Genomic DNA, 22,916 nt, shown 5'->3' with positions numbered 1-22,916 from the left:
CGCGTTACCCCCAAACAGACATAGACGACTTTCGGAGCGGATGTCGCTGTGTGAGACGTAAGACTTGGCCTACCGGCCCGGAGGGTGTCGAACACGGCGACATCCGCTCCCAAGACACGTACATTGCTTAATCTAACGTGCTTTCCCGTTGTCTTGGTTGCCGGTAGGCGTGCTGGGAACGGGATAGATGGCCACTGCGACTCGGGAGTGTGCTGGGGACGATGTTGTTGCCTTGGCGCAATGGCACAGAGGCCACGGGAATGGCCTGTTTTCGTTATATGGCGTCGCCCTTTGATGTCGGTACGAACAGTCCACTGGACTGTTCGTCTGGAGGGTGTCGAACACGGTAACAACCGACCCCAGACACGTACATTGCTTATATTTAACGTGTTTTCCCGTTGTCTTAGTTGCCGGTATGCACCTGAGAACAGGTTGCTTTGGGCACCGTGTTTGGGCTTGCGTCAATCACGTGTTTGGTGTCGCGCGCTCGCGACGCTATCGCTGCTCGCTGTTACGCACAACGCACTGCGTTGTGCGTCAAATTCGCCCGCTTTGCGTACACTGGACAATCATGGCTGAAGTTGTTGAAAATACTGAGAATGAAGCGGATGAAGCCGCTCCCCGAATGACCACCGTCGAGCGCGCCGAAATGCTGCTCGAACAGGATGCCGCCATCACCGGCCGCATCAAAAGCGGTGCCACGCTGGACGAGGCGATCGACCCCTCCAACAAGGAATTCGGCCCGCAAGCCCACCCCGAACAGGTGCAAATGCGCGTGGCCAAGCGCGCCCTGATGCTCGATAACGGTATCAACCCCTACCCGGTCTACCTCGACGTGACCGACACCATCGAAGCCGTGCGCGCCAAATACGACGGCAAACTCGAGGCCGGCGAGGAAACCGAAGACATGGTGGGCATTGCCGGTCGCGTGCTGTTCATCCGCAACGCCGGCGGCCTCAACTTCGTGCAACTCGCCGCGGGCGACGGCACCAAAATCCAGGGCATGATCTCCAAGAAGGAAATCGGCGCCGACTCGCTCAAACAATTTAAGCAACTGGTCGACCTGGGCGATCACCTCTATCTTAAGGGCCGCATCATCTCCTCCAAGACGGGCGAGCTGTCCGTATTCGCCACCGAGTGGGCGATTGCGGCCAAGGCACTGCAGCCACTGCCAGCTTTGCACAAGGAGCTGAACGAAGACACCCGCACCCGCAAGCCTTATATTGGCATGATCGCCGACGAGAATATTTCCAATATGGTGCGCAACCGCTCCAAGGCAGTCGCCTCGCTGCGCCGCACCTTCGATAACCACGATTTCCTCGAAGTCGAAACCCCGATGCTGCAAACCGTGCACGGAGGCGCCGCCGCCCGCCCGTTCACCACGCATATGAACGCCTTCGACCTCGACCTTTATCTGCGCATCGCGCCTGAACTGTTCCTGAAGCGCTGCCTGGTCGGCGGCATCGACCGCGTGTTCGAAATCAACCGCGACTTCCGCAACGAAGGCGTCGACGCCACGCACGCGCCCGAGTTCACGATGGTCGAGGCCTATCAGGCTTACGGCACTTACGATACTATCGGCCAGCTGGTCAAGGAGCTCGTGCAGCAGACCGCCTTGGATGTCTTCGGCTCGCACAAGGTCACGCTGCTCGACGGCACCGAATATGACTTCGGCGGCGAGTGGAAGACGATGAGCATGTACGATTCGCTTTCCGAAGCGCTGGGCGAGCAAATCGTGCCGAACGGCGGGCCGGACGCCCCCGGCACTTCCGTCGAGCACTTGGGCGAAATCGCCGACAAGCTCGGCGTCGAGCGCGACGACGTGGAGAACCACGGCAAACTGGTCGAGCATCTCTGGGAGCACTTCTACGAGGATAAGCTCTATGAGCCGACTTTCGTGCGCGATTTCCCCGTCGAAACCTCCCCGCTGGTCAAGGGCCACCGCTCCAAGCCCGGCGTGGTGGAGAAGTGGGATCTGTATGTGCGCGGCTTCGAGCTGGCCACCGGCTACTCCGAGCTCAACGACCCGGTGGTGCAGCGCGAGCGTTTCGTCGCCCAAGCCAAGGACGCGCTCGCCGGCGACGAAGAGGCGTGCGACATCGACGAGGACTTCCTCGAAGCGCTCGGCGTGGGGATGCCTCCCGCCGGCGGCATGGGTATGGGCATCGACCGCTTGCTTATCGCCCTGACCGGCGCCACGATTCGCGAAACCATCACGTTCCCGTTGGTCAAGCCGCTGGTGGCCTAGCCGCCGCTGCTCAAACCACTGCTGGTTAAGCCACTGCTCAAGCCGCCGCTGGCCTGAGCGCCTTATCGGGGGAAGGTTAATTCCCTTTGCTCGCGCTCGCTGCGTTGCGTATAGTGAGCCAGCATGGGGATTATGATTTGGGTTCGCGGCGCTCGTCCGAAGACGTTGCCGCTGAGTTTGGTACCGGTGTGTATTGGCGCGACGCTGTCGTGGCCCGGCGTGTTCAGGTATTCGCAAGGCGGCACGGCTTCGCACAGTCCGTGCCCGATGTTTGGTGGCCAACGCGACCTCGGCAGTGAGAGCGTCGGCATCTGCGCGACCTCGGTTGGCTGGTATGTCGCGGTGACGTTGCTGTGCGCCGGCGTGGCGCTGTTTGTGCAGATCGCCACGAATTTCGCCAACGACTATTCGGACGGCATTCGGGGCACCGACGAAGGGCGGGACGCGCGCCAGCCCGAGGGCGCCAGCCCGGCGCGTTTGGTGGCTTCCGGCGTGCCGCCCAAGCAAGTGCTGACAGCCGCCGCAATCAGCGCGCTGCTCGCCTGCATCTGCGGTTTGCTGGTCGTTGCGCTCACCGGCTATTGGTGGTTCATCGGCGTCGGTTTCGCGTGTCTCGCCGCCGGCTGGTTCTATGTGGGAGGCAAACATCCTTACGGCTATCGCTACATGGGCGAGCCGTTCGTGTTCGTCTTCTTCGGCCTGGCCGCCACTTGCGGCACCATGTATGCCCTGAGCGGCACGGTGTCCCTCAGCGGCTTGTGGGGTGGCACGGCTGCGGGTCTGCTGGCTATGGCTGTGCTGTGCGTCAATAATCTGCGCGACCTCGAAAGCGATATGAAGCACGGCAAACGCACTTGGATGGGCTTCATGGGTCGGTCGATCGGCACATGGTTCGCCGTCGCGTTGATGCTTGCCGCACCCACGTTGGCGACGCTGTACTGCCACCTGCTCTATCCGACCCAATGGGCCGGAGCGCCCCACAATACCGGGGAACAGGAGATCGCGTGGAACGTGCTGATCAGCACCCTCACGATGGCGGTGTTCATCATATTGTGGGTGCTGTGCGTGGCCGCCGCCATCGCCATACGCCGCAAGAAATATGCAGACGCGTTCCCCTTGTGTATATCGAGCGCGGTCGCTCTTGCCGCCGCTTTCGCCTGTTCCTCCATGTTCATGTAGTGCTGTCGAAGTGCCGCCGACTCCGATTTGCGCACCGTTTTGGCATAGCCAAGCGCTAGACTGGCAACCATGACTTACAAACTAATATTGCTCCGCCATGGGCAGAGCGCATGGAACAAAACCAATCAGTTCACCGGCTGGGTCGATGTCCCGCTGACCGAGCAGGGTGTCGAGGAAGCCAAGAATGGCGGCCGCTTGCTCAAGGAGAAGAACGTCCTGCCGGACATCGTCTTCACTTCGATGCTGCGCCGCGCCATCAACACCGCCAATGTGGCGCTGGATGAGGCCGACCGTCTGTGGATTCCCGTTCAGCGCAGCTGGCGCTTGAACGAGCGTCATTACGGCGCTCTGCAGGGCAAGAACAAGACCGAAATCCGCGAGGAATACGGCGACGAGAAGTTCATGCTGTGGCGCCGCTCCTATGCCACCCCGCCGCCGGACATCGATCCGAACGACGAGTACGCGCAGAACGGCGACCCGCGCTACACTGGCGACCCGGTGCCGGAGGCCGAGTGCCTGGCCGATGTGGTCAAGCGCGTCGAGCCGTATTTCAAGTCCGACATCGAGCCGGAGCTCAAGGCTGGCAAGACGGTGCTGATCGCCGCGCACGGCAACTCGCTGCGCGCCATCGTGAAGATGCTTGACAACCTCTCCGAAGAGGAGATCGCCAAGGTCAACATCCCCACCGCCATGCCGTTGCTGTACGAGCTGGACGAGAACTTCAAGCCGATTAAGCCGCGCGGCGAATATCTCGACCCGGAGGCCGCCGCCGCTGGTGCCGCCGCCGTCGCCGCCCAGGGGCAGAAGTGATTTTTCTTTCCCTAAAGCAAGGGTAATCAACATAAAGGGACGTCCCATCCGGGGCGTCCCTTCTGCTATTCGTTATCTGCTGCTTGTCATAAGGCCTTTTTGAGTCGGCCAATCAAATCAGGTTCAGTCGATCATGCCCTCTTCGTCGCGACTCGGCTCCTTGGACGGGTCGAACCCGGAAACGATGAACACCACCTGACGCGCGGCGGACACGGCGTGGTCGCCCAGGCGCTCAAGGAACCGGCCGAGCAGCACCACGTCGATCATCTGCTGACGGCTCATCTCCACGCTCTCGTCCAACGCCAGCGCGAAGGTCTTCTGATGCATCGCGTCGAGCTTGTCGTCTTCCAGAATGATGCGTTCGGCGGTCTTCGCGTCACGATCGGCCAGCATGCTCACCAAGTCGTCGCTGGTGGCGTCGAGGAATTCCTGCATCTGCTCGAACACCCCCTTGGCCTCGTCGGGCAGCGGGGAAGCCGGGTAGGTGCGGCGCGCGGTTTCGGCCACATGCTTGGCCAAATCGCCCATGCGCTCGAAAGTGGTGGCCAGCCGCATCGTGGAAACCACCACGCGCAGATCGGTGGCGACGGGGCTTTGCTTGGCCAGCAGACGCACGCACTGATCGACCACGCTGTCCTTGCGGGCGTCAAGCTCGGCGTCCCCGTCGATCACGGTCTGCGCGGCTTCGACGTCCGCGTTGAGCAGCGCCTCGCCCGCGCCGCGAATCGCCTTGCGCACGCCTTGCGCCATGTGGTCGAGATCGTCGGCGACGGCTTGCATCTCCTCGTTAAAGATCACGCGCATTGTTTTTCAGCCTTTCTTATTTCTTGTTTTTCGCTGGTTCAACTTGCTCTAAGTCTATCGAGCGCCGTCGCCGGTTGGGTGGCGTATCGCATGAAGTTGGTTTATTGTTCAACCGGATGTTTACCCGACGTTCATATTGCTTCATGCATATTGCCTCGCGCATATTGCCTCGCGCATATTGCCTCGCGCGTATTGCTTCATGCATATTGCTTCATGCATATTGCCTCATGTCGTGCCCGATATGAAACAATACTGCTATGTCAGATTCGCCATTGCCCTCTATTGCGGTGTTTGTGGTATTCGCCGTCATTGGGCTGGCTGTTGTCTTGCTGGTCTTCCTGGCGCTGGTCGAACGGCTTGAACCGCTGTTCGAGCGTTGGTTGCAGGGGGTTTCGCCCGCTCAATGGTTTGGTGATATATTCCGCCGTTTTCGCAAGCGCCGCCGTCGCGGCAGCCGTCGTGGCGGCCGTCGCAGCGAGGATGACGACGATGATGATCCGGACGATGCGACGCTGTCCCTGCTCTCGATTCTGCCGAGCGCCTCGCTGATCGTGGACCGCAACGATGATGTCATTACCGCCAATCCGCAAGCCTATCGGCTGGGCATTATGGAGGACGACCGCATCGTCGACGAACAGGTGCTGGCCGCGGTGCGCGAGGTGCGCGCCAATGGTGGCCGGCGTTTGTTCGACGTGCAGACGACGACTGCACAGCGTTTCGTCGACCTGAATGGTTCCCAGGGTGGTTCCCAAGGTGACTCCCAAGAAGGTGGCTCCCAGAGCGAGGACGCCCTAAGCGTGCGCGGCGTGCGGCGTCCAAATTGGCTCAAGGTCACGGTGGGGCGCATCGATGAGCGCTTCGTGGTCGTGCTGCTGGACGACGTGAGTGAAAGCGTGCGGTTCGCGCAGATTCGAGATGCCTTTATCGTCAACGTTTCCGAGCAGCTGCTCGGCCCCACTCAGGCGCTGGGAAAGCTCGCCGACGAGCTCGAGCGTGACGATCTGGACACGGCGCGCATTCGCGCCACCGCGCATGAGGTGCGTTCCACGTCGGGCCATCTCAATCACATGGTGTCCGATTTGCTGTTGCTGATCAAGGCGCAGGAGCCAATCACCCCCAGCATGGCGAACCGCATCAATGTGATGGAACAGCTCGACGCCGTGGCCGAGCGAATCCAGTCGCCTGATGTGCGTGTGGTTGTGCGGGGCGATCATGAGTTGATGGTCAACGGTGATGCGGAACAGATTCGCACCGCCGTGACCAAACTGGTCGAAAATGCCGTTCAATATTCGCCGCAAGGCGGCCATGTGAGCGTGTCGGTGGAACGCGACAAAACCGGCGGCAATGCGGTGATTCGCGTGATCGATCAGGGCAAGGGCATCGCCAAGGCGGAGCAGTCGCGCATTTTCGAGCGCTTCTATCGCGGCGCGGATCAGAGCGCGCGCAGTGCGGACGGTGTGGGTTTGGGGCTGGCCATCGTCAAGCATGTGGCGCTCACCCATCACGGCACCGCGGCGGTTTGGTCGTCCCCGGGGCAGGGAAGCACGTTCAGCCTCACGCTCCCTTTGGCTCGTTGATTAGACTCTACTGGGGTTGGAATCCCCTCTGACGGGAGCTGCCGGCCGCAGATGATATGACAAGCTGACAGGTCAACTGGTCAACTGATCAACAGACTGTAAGGGTGTCTGCGTAAAGGTATCCGCGCTATTCCCCCAAACGCCGGTAATCCCACCGGTCGAAATGCTCCCAAACAAGCATCAACATGCCGAACAGCACACCGAACGCGCAGATAATCAGCGCATCATTCAGCCCATCAACCCCCACGGCAACCAGCACGCCGAAGACAATCAGCGCCACAACCCACAGTGCCGTGCCGATGAGAAACACCTTGCGCAAATCCACGCGCACCGGCTTGGGCGCGCTTTTGCGCACGGCCGGGTCGACAATCGGAGCGAATCTCATAAGCACAACCTTACAGCCTTACAGCCTTACAGCCGCTCGACCACATAATCGATGCAGCCGGTGAGCGCGAGCACGTCTGCCGGCTCGATGGAGGGGAACACACCGATGCGCAGCTGGTTGCGCCCCAGCTTGCGATACCCCCCCGTGTCCATAATGCCGTTGTCCCTCAACGCCGACACCACCTGATAGGCGGGAATCGATTCGTCCAGATTGATGGTGACCACCGCGTTCGAGCGCGCGTCGGGATCGGTGACGAACGGCTCGGCGTAGTCGCTCCGTTCCGCCCAGGAATACAGCATCGAGGCGGATTTGGCGCACCGCGCGGTGGCCCAGTCCATGCCGCCGTTGTCGTTAAGCCAGCGCACCTGATCGTCCATCATGATCAGCGTGGCGATGGCGGGCGTGTTCAGCGTCTGGTTTTTGCGCGAGTTGTCCAGCGCGCTGGACAGCGAGAGGAATGGCGGCACCCAGCGGTTCGTTTCGGGAAGGTTCACGTTGGCTTCCAGGCGGGCGGCGCGCTCGATGGCCGCGGGGGAGAGGATGGCCCACCACATGCCGCCGTCGGAGCCGAACGCTTTTTGCGGGGAGAAGTAATAGGCATCGGTTTGGCTGATGTCGACGGGCAGCGAGCCCGCGGCCGAGGTGCCGTCGATCAGCGTGAGCGCGCCCTGCTCCATGCTGCCCTCGACGCGGCGCACGGGGGCCGCCACGCCGGTGGAAGTTTCGTTGTGCGCCCAGCAATAGGCGTCCACATATTCGGTGCGCTCGGGCAGGCAGTAGCTGCCCGGCTCGACTTCATAGACGACCGGATCCTCCAAAAATGGCGCAATCGCAGCGGACTTGGCGAACTTGGCGCTGAACGAGCCGTAGCTGCCGAACGCCGCCTGACGGGTGATCAGCGAGGCGCAGGCGATTTCCCAGAAGCAGCTCGCCCCCCCGTTGCCGAGCGCAATCTCATAGTCATCGGGCAGATGGAAGAACTCTGCAAGACCCTCCCGAATCGATCCAACGAGGTCGCGCACTGGACGCTGACGGTGCGACGTGCCCAGCAGTGTGGTGGTGCCGGCGTTGAGCGTGGCGACCTGCTCGGAGCGGATTTTGCTCGGCCCGCAGCCGAAACGGCCGTCTTCAGGCAGCATATCGTTGGGAATCTTCAATGTATTGGCCATATCTCCCACCCTAGCCGTCAGTGCGGATGGGGCGCGCAACGTCTCAAAAACGAGGGGTGTGGTCGGTGGGCGGCATGGTCGCTATGGTCGGCGTTATGGTCGCTATGGCTGGTGCGTGCGCCTGTGATTACTCGGTGATTACTCGGTGTGTCGCCGTATGGGTATGGTGCGCGGTAGAGTGGCCGAATGTGATGAGAATGTGCGGCCCATGCGCATGTGTGGGACGCTCTATCGAAACCACAAGGAGTGATTGTTTATGAGGCATGCTGCACGCAAGGCGGCTAAGACTTCAAGCACATCCCGACGTTCTCGAATGGCGCACGCTGCGCTTAAGGTTAAGAGCAAGAAGGTCGAGGGCAATGGTGCCGTGATTGGTCTTGAGACCGCAGTGCTCGACAAGCTGAACGAGATTGCGCCCATGACCCGCCGTTCCATGCGCGAAGCTGCGCGTAACGCGGAACGTCACAATATGCTGATGGGTTCGGCTTCGTTGGCCGCTTTGGTCGGCACTGCCGCCGCCGCGATGGCTTTCGCCAATCCTGACGAGCGCGTGACGCTGGCCTCGGACGCTTCCACGACCACCACGCAGATGCAGCGTGTTTCCGCCGCGGCTTCCCGTTCCGACGTCCGTTCCTCGCTTGATGCGGATACGGACACAGCGGATACGTCGGCCACCGCGACTCAGCAGACTTTCAACGAGGGCGTTTGGTCGCTTGGCGACGCCAATGCCAATCTTGACGTCAGCCAGATGTCCCGCTCTTCGGCCAACAATCCCAATGTGGCCAAGCTGATGGATGAAGACAACAGCGCGTTGCCCTCCGGCTTCAATCCCAATCACGCCACCGGCGACAGCGGCAACGCCTATGAGTCCGGCCAGTGTACGTGGTGGGCGTATGTGCGCCGCCAGCAGCTCGGTCTGCCGGTGGGTTCCCATTTCGGCAACGCCAATATGTGGGCTTCCAGCGCCCGCTCCCTTGGCTACTGGGTGGACAACACCCCGCGCCATGTGGGCGACATCGTGGTCTTCGCTTCCGGTCAGGAAGGCGCCAGCTCCACGTATGGCCATGTGGCTGTCGTCGAGAAGATCAACGAAGACGGCACCATCACCATCTCGGAATGCAATGTTTCCGGCAAGAGTGGTACTTCCACGAGGACGCTGTCCAAGGTTTCCAGCTTCGAGTACATCCACTACTGATACTTCGCGATGCTTGTGCGTCGCTTGTGCGATGCTTGTGTGTCGTGACGCTTGTGCGTTGTGTCGCTTGTGTGATACTTGTGCGTCGCACCGGTTGGCGCGGCGTGTCGCGTGTTATTGCTACAAAACTCGAGGCTCAGCCGTCGCGTTTGGAGCCCCTCGCTGGTAATGTGTGGAAGCGATGAAGAGCACAAAACGTATCGTGTCGATGTTCAGTGCCGCCGCAATCGTGTGCGCCGCTTTTGTCGCTGTTGTTCCGGTCGCCACCGCAGCCAGCTCGGGTGCGGTCACTGCTTCCGAGCGCTCATTCCCCGCAACCACTGCGGGGCGCAGGAATCTGCTTAACGAGGCTACCTCCACTGAAGTCGAAGAAGACTCCAACTGGGGCGGCATCGAAACTCTCGACGTGCCGAAGACCAAGTCTCAGGCGGAAAAGGACGCCGAGGCCGAGCAAGAGCGCCAAGCTGCCGCCCAACGTCAGGCAGCTGCCCAGCGTCAGGCTGATTCCAGTGCCACCACTTCCAGTTCCACGACTTCCAGCTCCGCAGCTTCCCGTTCCTCCACGCGAACTTCGCTGCCTGAAGTGCCGTCGAGCAAGAACGGCAGCGCCATCGCCGAATATGCGACTAAGTTCCAAGGTTATCCTTACGTCTCTGGCGGCAATACGCCGAGCGGTTGGGATTGCTCCGGTTTTGTTCAGTATGTGTTCTCGCAGTTCGGTATTAACCTTCCGCACTCTTCCAGTAGCCAGGCAATGGCTGGCGTCGCAGTCGCCAGTTTGGACCAAGCCCAGCCCGGCGATATCCTCGCAAATAGTTCGCACGCCGCCATCTATATCGGCAACGGCATGGTGATGAACGCCATGAATCCCTCGCAGGGCACAAACATCTCGTCCACTGCCGTGTTCTCGGGGTCTTACTCGATTCGCCGCATCCTCGAATAGATTTTTTATCTGTATCTGTTGGGGCGCGTTCCGATTGGGGCGCGTCTTTTGTTTGCTTGTTTGCGCCGGTTTTGCAAGCGCTTTATATCGCATATATCGCGTATGAACACGAGCGCGGCAAACCGCTGAGTGTCGCTTAATGGCTGTCACAAGTATCGAGAGGTATTCTTGGAAGCACAAACAGCGCAGTGCCGTCAGGCGTCGCGCGATTATTCAAGGAGATCGTCATGATGAACGACAAGGCCATTCTCGTCGGTGTGGACGGATCGAACGCCAGCTACAAGGCCACATGGTGGGCGGCGAATTACGCCAAGCACGCGGGGCTCACGCTGCAGATCGTCTGCGCGTATTCCCTGCCCAGCTATGCGGCCGTGAGCTTCGACGCCACATACACCGCCATGGGCGACGACAACGCGGCTCACAGTGACGCCCAGGAGATCCTCTCGAAGGCGAAGGCCATCGCCGACGAGCAGGGCGTCGAGGCCGCCACACTGATTGTCACCGGCGACCCGGCTTCCGTGTTCGTGGAGCTGTCGCGCAACTACAATCTCATCATCATCGGCAACCGCGGCAAGGGCGGCCTTGCCGAACGGCTGCTCGGCACCACCTCGTCGAGCCTGCCGGCCTACGCGTATTGCCCAATCGTCGTCGTGCCCTACACCGACGACGACGGCAACCTGATGCACCTGAACAACACCATCACCAAGGTGGCCGTCGGTGCCGACGAATCCAAGTGGGGCCTGAAGGCCTTGGAGATCGCCGCCGACTTCGCCGCTTCCTGGGAGGCCGAGCTCGACGTTATCTCCGCCGCGCCGCAGGTCGGAGGCGCGGACGACAGCGTGTACGAATCCTATATGGAGGATTTGGAGACGCGCGTCGCTCCGTTGCAGGAGGCGCACCCGAACCTGACGATCAACAAGCGCATCGTGCCCGGTTCGGCCGTCAACGCCCTGACCGAAGCCAGCTACAGCCATGATGTCGTGGTGGTCGGCTCCCGCGGCCGCGGTGGCTTCACGGGCCTGTTGCTCGGCTCCACCAGCCAGGGGCTTATTCAGCACGCCGTTGGCCCGGTGTATGTGGTGCCGCGCAAATACGTAGAGGCCGCCGAAAGCCGCCTCGACACGGTGCCGAGCTCGCCGGCGGATGTCACTCCGAAGCCGCTGGATGACATCTCCGGCGTCGAGGAAGCCCCGGTGTCCACCGCTTCGTCCGAGGTGGTCAAGGAGCTCGAAAAGACCATCGACCCCGAGCGCTGATTTGTAATACAGCAACACAAAGGACTCCCGGCAACATGGGAGTCCTTTTGGTTGAGGCGCGCCGCTCAGTGCTTCAGCGCTTAACAGTGACTTCCATGCGCACCGGCGTCTCCTGCACATAGGTGTGCTTGACGGTGCAGCCCTTGTCCACATGGCGCGTGATGCGCTCCTTGAGCTTGCTCGCGTCCTCGTCGCTCAACCCGGCCTCGGTGGCGTCGACCACCAGTTGCTCGCTGAAGTTGATATAGGCGTCGTTGTCGGCATCATAGGTGCCATCCACCACGATCTTCGCGCCCTTGCCTTCGCCCAGCGTATGCTCGACGGCGAACTGGCTGGACAGCGCCGCGCAACCCGCCAGCGCAATCTTCATCAGGTCGCCCGGCGTGAACTGCCCGCGATCCTTGCCGAACTTGATATGCGCGCCATCGTCGCTGAACGCGTCCCACGAGCCGTCCTTGTTGCGCTCCACCCACAGCCTCTTGCCCATAACTATTCTCCTTTGCATAAAAGGTTGACCAACCTTTCCATTATGCTCCCGCACGCAGTCCCTGTCATTTCGACCGAGGCGTGCCCCGCCCCTTGTCATTTCGAGCGGAGCGAACGCAGTGAGTGCAGTCGAGAAATCTTGTCGGTGACGTGTTTATTCTGTTGGCAGAAAGATTTCTCCACTCGCTGACGCTCGGTCGAAATGACAATAGATAGGCGGCGTTTTGTCTGCATGTCGGCCATGATCGACCGCCTCCCGCACCCCAGCCGCGACGCGACCTCGGGTACACTGGTGAGCATGGCTTTGACACCCGAACAGCTTGAAGACATTCGCGCCCGCATCCCCGCCCGTCCCGTCACTGGCATTCCCACGCCTTACGAAGACTTGGTGCGCAAGATTTTCGCCGAGGGCACGTTGAAGTCCGACCGCACCGGTACCGGCACGATTTCGCTGTTCGGCCAGCAGATGCGCTTCAATCTGGCCGAATATTTCCCGATGCTCACCACCAAAACCGTATTCTTCAAAGGGCTGGCCTATGAGCTGCTGTGGTTCCTCAAAGGCTCGTCCAACGTGCGCTGGCTGCAGGAGCACAACGTGCATATCTGGGACGAGTGGGCCGACGAGAACGGCGATCTGGGCCCTGTGTACGGCGTGCAGTGGCGCTCGTGGCCCGCGCCGACGCCCGACGACCCGAACCGCACCATCGACCAGATTTCCAACGTGCTCGACCTGATCAAGCACCATCCCGATTCGCGCCGCATGATCGTCAGCGCATGGAACCCGGCCGAAGTGGAGCACATGGCCTTGCCGCCGTGCCACGCGCTGTTCCAGTTCTATGTGGCCGACGGGCGCCTGAGCTGCCAGCTCTATCAGCGCTCGTGCGACATGTTCCTCGGCGTGCCGTTCAATATCGCCTCTTATTCGCTGCTCACGCTAATGTTGGCGCAACAGACCGGTCTCGAGCCGGGCGAGTTCGTGTGGACGGGCGGCGACTGCCATATCTACGACAACCACGTCGAGCAGTTCATCGAGCAGTTGGGGCGCGAACCGTACCCCTATCCGCAAATTCAGATCGACAAGGCGGCCTCGCTGTTCGACTACCAGTACGAGGACTTCCACATCCTGAACTACCAGCATCACCCCACCATCAAAGCGCCCGTCGCCGTGTGAGCGCGCGTCTGCGCCGTCTAATACACTATGTGCCAATTGGACAAACCCAAGGAGTAGCCGAAATGGAGCATGACAGTAGCCGAAATGGCTATCACGAACCCATGCCCGGAGATGCCGGGCTTGAAGAAACCGAGGACTGGGGCGACGATTTCCCCAAGTCATTCTCGGTGAATTTGATTTGGGCCCAGGCCAGCGACAAAGACGGTCGCGCCGGGGCCATCGGTTTCGAGGGTGACATGCCGTGGCACCTGCCCGAAGATCTCAAGCATTTTCAGGAGCTGACGGTTTCCCATCCGGTGATTATGGGACGGCGCACATGGGAGTCGCTTTCGCCGAAATACCGCCCGCTGCCAAGTCGCGACAACATCATCGTTTCCCATGATCCGCACTATCGCGCGCTGGGTGCGACGGTGGTCGGCAGCTTGGACGACGCGCTTGATTTGGCGCGTCAGGAAGCCATTCCCGACGACGGCCTCGATCGTTCCGAGATTTGGGTGATCGGCGGCGCGCAGCTGTTCGGCGAGGTGTTGCCGCAAGCCAATAAGGTGTATGTCACCGAAATCGACAAGACGGTGGATTGTGACACCTATGCGCCCGACATCGCCGCGCTCGCCGCGAATGGCGAATGGCAGGTCGTCGAGCAATCCGAAACGCTGGCGCCCTCCAACGCCGACAGCGGTATCGCCGGCTACCGTTTCCTCACCTACGTTCGCAAGTAACGAACAAACGGACGAACAGTCCAGTGGGCTGTTCGTGTCGATATCAACGGGACGAAGAACCCAGTGGGTTCTTCGTTTCGCCTTCAACGATTGACGCTGTGTGACGGTAATAGAACGTCCCGTGTCCTCCGCACCATTTCGCCGACGCGGCGAACTCGTTCCCTGCGCGCTTGAGTCGCAGTGTCCATTGCTATCGTTTTCAGTTCACATCTCGTTCTTTGTCATTTCGAGCGGAGGCGTAGCCGGAGTCGAGAAATCTTGCCCCGCAGGGGCGGTGAGCGTGTTGAGGGCGGGTTGGTTTGGTCGCTCTCTTCAGTCGCGATGTTCATCGGGCTTTGTTCTCAATGTGCGTTTCGCTGTTCTGTTCAGTTTTGTGTTGTTTGACTGGTTCGGTGTTTGGCGGCGGATGTTGCCGTGTTCGACACCCTCCGGGCCGGTAGGCCAAGTCTTACGTCGAACACAGCAACATCCGCCTAGGCCATTCTGGCGTAGCCGGTCCATTCCGTCCCTTGTCATTTCGGGCTCATCCCGAGTCGCGCGCCCGTTTCCGTTCTCAGTGTGCATATCGTCTGCTATCCAAGAGAAACAGGTTTGCTTTCGTGTGTGATCTGGGGGTGGCGGCGTTGCCGGTGTTTGGAGATAGCGCGGGAGCCGGGTCCCATGAAACACGGGCGCACCGGCTCCTACTTCCACACCGTTCGAAAGCGGTAGGCAATAACCCTCAAAATAGGCAATGGCCGCGACAATCCCCTTCACCGCACGGCGAACGAATCCTCCAGAACGTTCGCGGTGATGAAGCCGCGGTAATCGTCCTCGCCGCACAGCATGTCCCCGTATGCGCCCAGCACCTGGTCGGGGATCCACGGCAGGGGATCGGAATCCGCGAGCAGACGGATGACGTCCATGCTGGTGCGCCCTGAACTTCGCAGGGCAACGAAAATTCCGGCCGGGTGATTCCGGCGTAATAAAGGAGAGCCGTCTCTCGGCGGCTCTCCTTGGCTTTGCAAAATGCCGGATCAGGCGGCTTGCGGCTCGCGGTGGGCGGCGACCACGAGGGAGCGCAGGTACTCGCTCAGGGTCATGCCCTGTTTCGCGGCGTCCTGGTCGATCTGCGGTTTCCATGATTTCGGGACGCGGAACTGGACGGCCACCGACGGCTCGGGCCGTTGTCCGATGGCCGGCCGTCCCATCACCATTTCCTTGGCCGTCGTGATGTCGTCGGCACCGGTGGCCTCCATCAGCAGGTCGCGGGCGAACGCCGCGGCCTCGGCTCCTTCATGCCGTTCCGTGACCCTGTCGGGATTCCAAATCTCCGTGGACATGATCTCCTCCTTTTTGTCCTTTGGCGACTCGTGGTTCAGTTGTTCCAGAAAACGTCCGTCAGGCTCTGGGCGTGGTAGATCACCACGATCCGTTCCCTCGGTTTGATCTTGATGATCGCCTCCAGCTCCGGCACAAGCGCGTCGCCGTGGCACGGGCCGGAGAACTTGACCATCTTGCCATCGGTCTGCGCATAGGATTCGATTCGGGTGGCCTCGATGAAGGCGTCCACGATCTGCTCCTTGGTGAAACCGTGCTTCCCGGCATGGGCGTCGAATATCACGCGCCATTTCGTCAAGTCCATGCCAAAAAATGTATGACAAAAGTGTGTGACGGTCAAATCGGCCTCCCGCATGTTTCAAGCACCGTCACGGCTTCTCTGTGCGCTCCGTCAAATTCCCGTGTCGCTTGCCCGGTTCCGGTGTCTGGCGGCGGATGTTGCCGTGTTCGACACCCTCCGGGCCGGTAGGCCAAGTCTTACGTCTCACACGGCAACATCCGCCTAAGTTATCGTGACCGTAACCGGTTCATTCCGTCCTTGGCCCCCGCCTGGCGGGGTGGTGTTGAATGTAAAGGGGCTCGCCCGCGCGAGCGCGGACGAGCCCCAAAGTCGCCGTTATTGACGGCTGTTTCTCATCGTCCATACGGCCAGGGCCGTTACGACGATGTCGGCCACGGTGGAATCCACCGATGGCGCGAGGCAGATGACGATAATCGCCATAAGCCAGATAATTGAGCCGCCGCGCGGCTCCTCTTTATTCACGCGCATTTAGCGCCTTTCTGCTTGGCCGCGCCGCGACCGGCGCGGCAACGGCGTCCGACTGTTGCCGGACGGTCGATTTCGGTCTCGCGAAAGGCCTCCGTCGACAAAGTTAATACTATCGGTTATGATGGATGTTGCCGGAGTAAGGCATCGCGACTTCTCCCGTTTTAAGGCGGTGCATAACGACTTCTCAGGGGAGATGGCCGAATCCGGTGGGGTGGCTTTTATTCACCATCCCCTGCTTACGTTGAGTCGGTGTCTTCGGGCACCGGCTCTTTACGTTTGGCGGCGGGTTTCACCGCCGTTCCATTCCCGGGTTGCGGTGCCCGTTTTGCTGTGTTCCGTTTTCGGTTTTCGGCCTATAGGAACCAAACGTGGTGCTTAAGACACCTCCTTTTGGCTAGTGGACGTGTCCTTTGCGGTTGTAGAATCCCGGTTCGCTGGACGGGTCGTCGTGATTGTTGTCTTGGATGCCGGTGTCATAGGGGTTGTCGGGCTTGCCATTCTTCTTCATCGGACTGCCGCACACGGGGCACAGACGCGCCTTCTTCGGCTTCGATCGCATACGGCCATGCGAACGCGAGGCCCCCATAAAGCCCCGTTTTAATGGAGCCCTCCATTAAAACCAGCCCGACACGCCTACTCCCGCAAGGCCTCACTCGAAACTTAAGCACCACGTTTAGTTCCTATAACCCCGGTTTTCGTGTTGTTTGGCTATTGCGGTGTTTGGCGGCGGATGTTGCCGTGTTCGACACCCTCCGGGCCGGTAGGCCAAGTCTTACGTCTCACACGTCAACATCCGCCTAGGGCATCCTGGCGTAACCGGTCCGGGCCGCCTTGGGCCCCCGCTGGCGGGGGCTGTCGTGCGGATGCGCGACTGGGGGTGGTCCCACTAGGCACGTGTTTGGTCCAACCACCCTCAGTCAGCCTAACGGCTGACAGCTCCCGGCGTCTTGTGCGACGCTCGCGACGCTATCGCTGCTCGCTGCTGCGAAGGCTGGGTTCCTTGTCATTTCAAGTAGCGTGTCCCGTTCCTTGTCATTTCGAGCAATGGACAGCCCGGTGGGCTGTCCATCTCGATATCAACGGGCGGCGTCATTTTGCGGTAGTAGATCGTTCCCGTGTCCTCTGTAGACCCATGCCGACGCTGTGAACTCGTTCCCTGCGTGTTTGAGTCGCAGTGTGCGTTGCCATCGTTCTCGGTTTGTTTTAAGTCACAGTGCCCGTTTTTCCGTTCTCAGTGTGCGTTCCGCCGCGTTGAGGGATTCGGACGGCCCTGTTTCTTTTTGTGGGTGTTGGGTTTTGTGTGGCGTGTCTTTTTTCTGGGGTTTGGTTTTTGGCGGGACTGGTGGTTTTCGGGGGTTTATGTCGATTGCTGGGAGGCGAGTTTTGTGATCTCGCTGTCGCGGGGGGGGGTAGCTTTCAGGGCTATTGGTGACCCCCGTCCCACCGTGACGGCCGGATATTCCGGTTGGCCGGTGTGTGGGGTTTCCTCCTCCCCCGACCGGGAGAACGTCTTTGCGCGCGCGGTTTCGCGAGCAAAGCGTCTTCCGTTGGGGGAGGGTTGGTTGAAGAATAAAGGAATTTTTAGGAGTTTCTTATGGTGAGATTTTCATCTCATGATGGTTTGGGGCGCTGGCTGGCGGCCATACCGGCCGCCATACTGGCCGTGCTGATGGTGCTGGCTGTGGCCGTGCCTTCCGCATGGGCGGAAGGCGACGGCGGCGACACCACCACGGGCACCAAGCCGGATATCACGCTTAACGAGAGTCTGAAGACCGATGTCAAGTTCGGCAGTGCGACCGAGGGCGCGTCGTACAAGCTGGGCGAGGCGACCGTCAAGGGTCCGGATTCCTCGTATGTTGTGGTGCAGGTTGATTCGGGGTATTTCACGCCGAGCAAGGATGTGGCTGTTCCTGCGAATGCGAGTGTGGTGGATGCGTTGGATGATTCCGGCAACTATGTGGCCGGCGACAAGGTGTCTTCCACGGGTAAGTATTCGTATATCACGATTAAGACGTCGGATACGACCGGCGCGGCGACGATTACCGCGGAGGCGTTGCAGGCGTATTTGCGTGGTTTGACGTTCTATACGGACGCCTCGGAGAACAAGACGCAGAACATCACCGTCAACGCGGTGAACAAGCCGTTGCAGGCGAAGGCCACGGACGGCAGCGACGCGACATATGACGTGACCCTGTTCAACGGACACGCTTACACATTCGTCCCGACACCCGAGGATTGGAATGCCGCGTTTGCCGATGCGAAGAAGCTGCTGTTTCTTGGTAAGTCGGGTCATTTGCTGACTATCGAGTCGGCCGAGGAGCATAACCTGATTTACCAGTCGTTCAATAACCAGCCTGGTTGGATGGGTGCGACTCGTTTTACGTCTAAGAATACTGCGGGTCTTGATCCTGAGACGTTTAGTGTTTCCAAGAATGGCAATGGCGAGGATAGTGGTGATTGGGGTACGGCTTGGTATTGGGTGACGGGCCCGAGCGCCGGTACGATGATCTGGACCACCGATAAAGGGTCGACTGGTAAGGCTCCCGATGGCGTATACACCAACTGGAACACCAATGAACCCAGCAAGGGCATCGATCTTGAAGGTTGTGGCCAGTATGGTTCTGGAGATACGGGTCAATGGAATGACTTGATATATAACCGGCGCAATACTAGTAGTGACGATAGGCCTTTCAATAATGGTTATTACGTTGAGTTTGAGGGTTTTGATCTTGATGAGGTTGGTTCTACTGCGTCTGCTTCGGTTGATCGTGTGTCTGTGTCGTATGACGTGGATGAGGATGAGGTGACTGCTGGTAATGTGGTGAGTGCCGTGAAGGGTGAGGCGTTTTCGACGACGTTGACGCCCAAGACGGGCTCGTTGGACGCCTCGCTGGTGAAGGTCACGGTTGGCGGCACGGAGCTCGCCTCCTCTGATTTCACGTTCACTGCGAAGACGAACACGTTGACGATTCCCAAGGATAAGGTGACCGGTGATGTGGTGGTGTCGGCGAATGTGAAGCGTACGGTGACGTTCGTTGTCGGCGATTATGGCACGATGGCTGGTGACGCTTCGGTGAAGGCGACGAATGGTGTGAAGGTGTCCGCGGGTGTCGATGGTTATGTGCAGCCTGATGTGACGGTGAATGCCGCGGGCGCGAAGGCTGGCAAGAAGTTCGCCGGTTGGCGTCTTTCCGCGACCGACGAGGATGCTTCGACCGGTTCGGATGGCGGGTTGTTCTCCCCGGCTGCCGTTGGCGATTGGGTGGTCAGGTCGGATGCGACGTTCACCGCTGAGTATGTGGATGAGGACAAGGTGTTGGTCCGGTTCGACTACGATGGCGGCACTTCGACTGTGGATGGTAAGTCGTGGACGTCGGAGGTTCTGTCTGATTCGAAGGGCAAGACGTACACCACGACCGCCGTGGAGCCGACGAGGCCGGGCTACACGTTCAGCGGCTGGAAGGCCAGCCTCACGGGCGCGACCCTGCCCACGAAGGACGCGGCGACTGGTAAGTACACGGGTACGTATGACAAGGATGTGACGTTTACGGCCCAGTGGGTTCCGGCGACGGATACCGTGGTGACGTTCGACAAGGGCGATCACGGTGAGTTGAAGGCTGATACGCCGGCCACGCTGGTGGTCACGACCGAGCAGGCCGTGAGCAAGGGCGTTGGCAAGGATGATGGCAAGGCGTATCCTGCGACGACCGGTCCGACGGTGACGCCCGAGGCCGGCTGGCGGTTCCTGTATTGGCAGTCGAGCGTGACCGACACTGCCGGTAATACGGTGAATGGCGCGGTGTACCAGCCCGATAAGGTCGGCGCCGTTGCCGCTGAGTATGGTTTGAAGTTCACTGCGGTGTATGAGGCGTTGCCTGAGGTGACGGTGACGTTCGACTACAACGGCGGCACCGACACGGACAAGGCGGAGAAGTTGACGGTCAAGGGTCGTCAGAACACCACCGCCGCCGTGCCGGTCCCGACGCGTGAGGGTTACTCGTTCAACAGTTGGGCGTCGACTCCGTCGACCGTGACCGCGCCGACTAAGGAGGCCACGACGGTGACGTTTGTGTCGGATGCGGTGTTCACGGCCCAGTGGGACGCGTTGCCCCAGTCGGTGGCGTTCGACCCGAACGGCGGCACCCTGGACACGGGCGTGAATGCGTCGTTGACGGTGAATACCGGCGAGAGGCTGGACAAGTCGACTGAGGAGTATGTGGAGCCGACGGTGACGGCTCCGGCTGGTAAGAAGTTCACGGGTTGGCTGTCCATCGTGACCGACAAGGAAGGCAACAAGACGGAGGGTGCGATTTACCAGCCGTCCCAGATCGCCGGCCTGCCGGCCGAGCCGGGCCTGTGGTTCAAGGCCCAGTACACGGATTTGCCGGATGCGGTGGTGACGTACGACTACAACGGCGGCAACGTCGATGGCGCGACGTCGCTGACGTTGTCGGGTACGGCGAACGGCGAGTACACGCAGGCGGACGCGGCGAAGGCCGCGAAGAAGCCGACGCGCGCCGGCTACGAGTTCGCGGGCTGGGACACGCCCCCGTCCGGCAAGTACGTGAACGTGAAGTACACGGCGCAGTGGACGGCGAACGAGAACACGGTCACGTTCCTGCCGGGTGACAACGGCACGATCGCCGAAGGCCAGCAGACGGTGTACGAGAACGTGAAGACCGGCAGCCCGGTGAATGGCAAGCCGGCCGCGCCGACCGCGAACGGTGGCTACCGTTTCACCGGTTGGCTGTGCGACGAGGACGACAGGGTGTATTCGCAGGACAGCGTGGACAAGTACGTCGTCGCGGGTACGAACGAGGGTGCGAAGTTCAAGACTGTGTCGTTTACGGCGCAGTATGTGCCGGAGTCGAGTGTGCAGGTGTTGTACAACTACGCCGGCGGCCTGGACGCGCAGGGCAACTCCTCGCTGGTGTTGACCGGCCGTGACGGCCAGGAATACACCACGGCGGATAAGGCGAAGGTCCCGACCTCGCTGTCTCGCACCGGCTACACGTTCAAGGGCTGGGACCAGGAGTTGTCCGAGACGTATAAGTCCGTGACGTATACCGCCGTGTGGGAGAGGACCGTGAACACGGTCGTGTTCGATAAGGGCGACGGCACCGGTTTGACCGGCGAGTCGACCTACCAGGTGTCTTCCGGCGACAAGGTTCCCGGCGAGCCGACGGCGACCCCTGCGGCTGGCTGGACGTTCACTGGTTGGAAGTGCGATGCGGACGACCTGGTGTATGGCAAGGACGGCGTGAAGGGCAAGTACCTGGTCACGGGCCTGCAGGACGGTTCGAAGCAGACGGTGACGTTCACGGCGCAGTATGCGAAGAATGATGGCGCGACGGTGGTGTTCAACGCCAACGGCGGCCAGGTCGCCGGCCAGTCGCTCCTCTCCGAGTCCGGCCTCAAGGGCGGCACCTACACGGTGCCCGCCACGGACAGCCTGTCGTGCGAGGGCTACGAGTTCGCCGGTTGGACGAACGCCAACGGCGAGACCGTGACCCCGAGCGGCGAGTACGAGTCGGACGGTGTGACCGTGTACACGGCCCAGTGGACGCCGGTGTCGCACAAGCTGACGTTCGACAAGGGCTCCAATGGCACGATCTCGGGCACCCTGTCCTACGACAGCGTGGCCACGGACGCCAAGCTGTCCGACGCCGGCGTATCGGCCCCGACCGCCACGCCGAACGCGGGCTATTCGTTCGTGGGCTGGCAGTCCGAGGAATTCGGCCTGGTCACCTCCGATCAGTTGGCCGATCTGGTCATGCCCGCCAAGGATGTGGAGATGACGGCGGTGTGGACGGCGAATGCGTTGGGTTCGGTGACGTTCGTGTTCGATGGCGGCACCGATGCGGACGGCAACCCGTCCAGGACCGTGACCGGCCCGCTGGGCACCACGTACGAGATCCCGGCGGATCCGACGATGAAGGGTTACTCGTTCGCGGGTTGGGACCAGATCCCGAGCGGTACGTTCGACGCGCCGTCGCTGGTGGTGACGGCCACGTGGAAGCCGGCGGCGAACACGGTGTCCTTCGACAAGGGTTCGCATGGTTCGATTTCGGGCACCGACGAGTATAAGGTGACCACGGGCGCCAGGCTCACCGGCGTCAAGGCCCCGGACGTGACTGTGGATGAGGGTTGGACGTTCGTGGGCTGGCAGTGTGACCAGTACGGTCTGAAGACCGCGGACGAACTGTCCGGTCTGACGATGGTCGCGGGCGATGTGACGTTCACGGCGCAGTACGCGCCGGCCGCCGCCAGCGTGGTGGTCTTCGCCTACAACGGCGGAGCGGACACGGACAATAACGCGTCCAAGGTCCTCACCGGCGCCCTGGGCACCAAGTACACCATCCCCGCCAACCCGACGCGCACCGGCTACACGTTCACCGGCTGGGACCGCAACGTGTCGGGCACGTTCGACCAGGCCCTGTTGCAGGTCAACGCCACCTGGAAGGCCAACACCTATAAGCTGACCTACAAGCTCGACGGCGGCACGGACCCCAAGAATCCCACCTCGTACACGTATGGTGTGGGCGCGACTTTGAAGAGCCCGACCAGGAGCGGTTACACGTTCGCGGGCTGGGTTGACCAGAAGGGCAATGCGGTCACCGGCATCGGCGCGTCCGACACGGGCGACAAGACGCTGACGGCCACGTGGACGAAGAACGCCAGCACCGACGGCCTGAACCCGGACGGCGGCACGATCCCCGAGGATTGGACCGGCTCCGACGGCCAGCTGCCCATCCCCACCCGCCCCGGCTATAAGTTCGATGGCTGGTTTGACGAGGACGGCAACCAGGTGACCACCGTGAAGGACGCAGTGGGCAAGAACCTGACCCCCAAGTGGACGCCGGTCGCCACCACCTTCGACCCCCG

The 22,916-nt window shown here is 60.9% G+C and carries 19 protein-coding genes; 10 read left to right on the top strand and 9 right to left on the bottom strand.

Going from position 1 to position 22,916, the window contains the following annotated elements:
• Positions 1-571: 571 nt before the first annotated feature.
• From lysS to G1C94_RS04695, 3 genes are all read left to right on the top strand, one after another.
• On the top strand, positions 572-2,248 hold the full coding sequence (lysS, locus tag G1C94_RS04705; protein ID WP_172145337.1) for a lysine--tRNA ligase: 1,677 nt from the start codon (positions 572-574) through the stop codon (positions 2,246-2,248).
• A 123-nt stretch (positions 2,249-2,371) separates the two neighbouring features.
• Positions 2,372-3,427 (top strand): 1,4-dihydroxy-2-naphthoate octaprenyltransferase, encoded by a 1,056-nt coding sequence (gene menA, locus G1C94_RS04700; RefSeq protein ID WP_172145335.1) that lies wholly within the window; start codon positions 2,372-2,374, stop codon positions 3,425-3,427.
• A gap of 69 nt (positions 3,428-3,496) precedes the next feature.
• Entirely contained in the window at positions 3,497-4,237 is a 741-nt protein-coding gene (locus G1C94_RS04695) for a phosphoglyceromutase (protein WP_172145332.1), read from the top strand.
• Positions 4,238-4,360: 123 nt separating this feature from the next.
• Here G1C94_RS04695 and phoU read toward each other — a convergent pair whose 3' ends face one another.
• Positions 4,361-5,041, bottom strand: coding sequence for a phosphate signaling complex protein PhoU (gene phoU / locus G1C94_RS04690; protein ID WP_172145329.1), 681 nt, complete (start codon positions 5,039-5,041; stop codon positions 4,361-4,363).
• A 257-nt stretch (positions 5,042-5,298) separates the two neighbouring features.
• On the opposite strand from phoU, the gene G1C94_RS04685 reads away from it, so the two are divergent.
• Positions 5,299-6,618 carry a sensor histidine kinase gene (locus G1C94_RS04685; RefSeq protein ID WP_172145326.1) on the top strand — a complete coding sequence of 440 codons (1,320 nt, stop codon included), beginning with the start codon at positions 5,299-5,301 and terminating at the stop codon, positions 6,616-6,618.
• Between the two features lie 127 nt (positions 6,619-6,745).
• Here G1C94_RS04685 and G1C94_RS04680 read toward each other — a convergent pair whose 3' ends face one another.
• The gene (locus tag G1C94_RS04680) at positions 6,746-7,003 is read right to left on the bottom strand and encodes a DUF2530 domain-containing protein (protein WP_172145323.1); all 258 of its coding nucleotides are present in this window, start codon (positions 7,001-7,003) and stop codon (positions 6,746-6,748) included.
• 26 nt (positions 7,004-7,029) lie between these two features.
• A complete protein-coding gene (serC, locus tag G1C94_RS04675) occupies positions 7,030-8,172 on the bottom strand; it encodes a phosphoserine transaminase (protein ID WP_172145320.1) in 1,143 nt (380 codons plus the stop codon).
• A gap of 256 nt (positions 8,173-8,428) precedes the next feature.
• On the opposite strand from serC, the gene G1C94_RS04670 reads away from it, so the two are divergent.
• The 3 genes from G1C94_RS04670 (at position 8,429) to G1C94_RS04660 (ending at position 11,566) form a co-directional block, all read left to right on the top strand.
• Positions 8,429-9,367, top strand: coding sequence for a CHAP domain-containing protein (locus G1C94_RS04670; RefSeq protein WP_172145317.1), 939 nt, complete (start codon positions 8,429-8,431; stop codon positions 9,365-9,367).
• A 181-nt stretch (positions 9,368-9,548) separates the two neighbouring features.
• Positions 9,549-10,310, top strand: a complete 762-nt coding sequence (locus G1C94_RS04665; protein ID WP_172145314.1) for a C40 family peptidase — start codon at positions 9,549-9,551, stop codon at positions 10,308-10,310.
• 227 nt (positions 10,311-10,537) lie between these two features.
• The gene (locus G1C94_RS04660; protein WP_172145311.1) at positions 10,538-11,566 is read left to right on the top strand and encodes a universal stress protein; all 1,029 of its coding nucleotides are present in this window, start codon (positions 10,538-10,540) and stop codon (positions 11,564-11,566) included.
• A 73-nt stretch (positions 11,567-11,639) separates the two neighbouring features.
• Here G1C94_RS04660 and G1C94_RS04655 read toward each other — a convergent pair whose 3' ends face one another.
• Positions 11,640-12,053: an OsmC family protein gene (locus tag G1C94_RS04655; protein ID WP_172145308.1), complete on the bottom strand. Its 414-nt coding sequence runs from the start codon at positions 12,051-12,053 to the stop codon at positions 11,640-11,642.
• A gap of 297 nt (positions 12,054-12,350) precedes the next feature.
• Between G1C94_RS04655 and G1C94_RS04650 the strand changes: the two genes are divergently transcribed.
• Both G1C94_RS04650 and G1C94_RS04645 read left to right on the top strand, forming a co-directional pair.
• Positions 12,351-13,223, top strand: a complete 873-nt coding sequence (locus G1C94_RS04650) for a thymidylate synthase (protein WP_172145339.1) — start codon at positions 12,351-12,353, stop codon at positions 13,221-13,223.
• Positions 13,224-13,285: 62 nt separating this feature from the next.
• Positions 13,286-13,942: a dihydrofolate reductase gene (locus tag G1C94_RS04645; RefSeq protein WP_172145305.1), complete on the top strand. Its 657-nt coding sequence runs from the start codon at positions 13,286-13,288 to the stop codon at positions 13,940-13,942.
• 752 nt (positions 13,943-14,694) lie between these two features.
• Here G1C94_RS04645 and G1C94_RS04640 read toward each other — a convergent pair.
• From G1C94_RS04640 to G1C94_RS04620, 5 genes are all read right to left on the bottom strand, one after another.
• The gene (locus tag G1C94_RS04640) at positions 14,695-14,847 is read right to left on the bottom strand and encodes a hypothetical protein (protein ID WP_172145302.1); all 153 of its coding nucleotides are present in this window, start codon (positions 14,845-14,847) and stop codon (positions 14,695-14,697) included.
• A gap of 111 nt (positions 14,848-14,958) precedes the next feature.
• The gene (locus tag G1C94_RS04635; RefSeq protein ID WP_172145299.1) at positions 14,959-15,264 is read right to left on the bottom strand and encodes a hypothetical protein; all 306 of its coding nucleotides are present in this window, start codon (positions 15,262-15,264) and stop codon (positions 14,959-14,961) included.
• A 35-nt stretch (positions 15,265-15,299) separates the two neighbouring features.
• On the bottom strand, positions 15,300-15,545 hold the full coding sequence (locus G1C94_RS04630) for a hypothetical protein (protein ID WP_172145296.1): 246 nt from the start codon (positions 15,543-15,545) through the stop codon (positions 15,300-15,302).
• 333 nt (positions 15,546-15,878) lie between these two features.
• Positions 15,879-16,031, bottom strand: a complete 153-nt coding sequence (locus G1C94_RS04625; protein ID WP_172145293.1) for a hypothetical protein — start codon at positions 16,029-16,031, stop codon at positions 15,879-15,881.
• 394 nt (positions 16,032-16,425) lie between these two features.
• Positions 16,426-16,590, bottom strand: coding sequence for a hypothetical protein (locus G1C94_RS04620; protein WP_172145287.1), 165 nt, complete (start codon positions 16,588-16,590; stop codon positions 16,426-16,428).
• 1,035 nt (positions 16,591-17,625) lie between these two features.
• On the opposite strand from G1C94_RS04620, the gene G1C94_RS04615 reads away from it, so the two are divergent.
• A partial coding sequence (locus G1C94_RS04615) for an InlB B-repeat-containing protein (RefSeq protein WP_172145290.1) occupies positions 17,626-22,916 on the top strand: 5,291 nt, incomplete at its 3' end.

The sequence above is a fragment of the Bifidobacterium panos genome (assembly GCF_012932445.1).
Classification (GTDB): domain Bacteria; phylum Actinomycetota; class Actinomycetes; order Actinomycetales; family Bifidobacteriaceae; genus Bifidobacterium; species Bifidobacterium panos.
The sequence above is the reverse complement of the archived record's forward strand: the minus strand, read 5'-3'. Positions and strand labels throughout refer to the sequence as shown.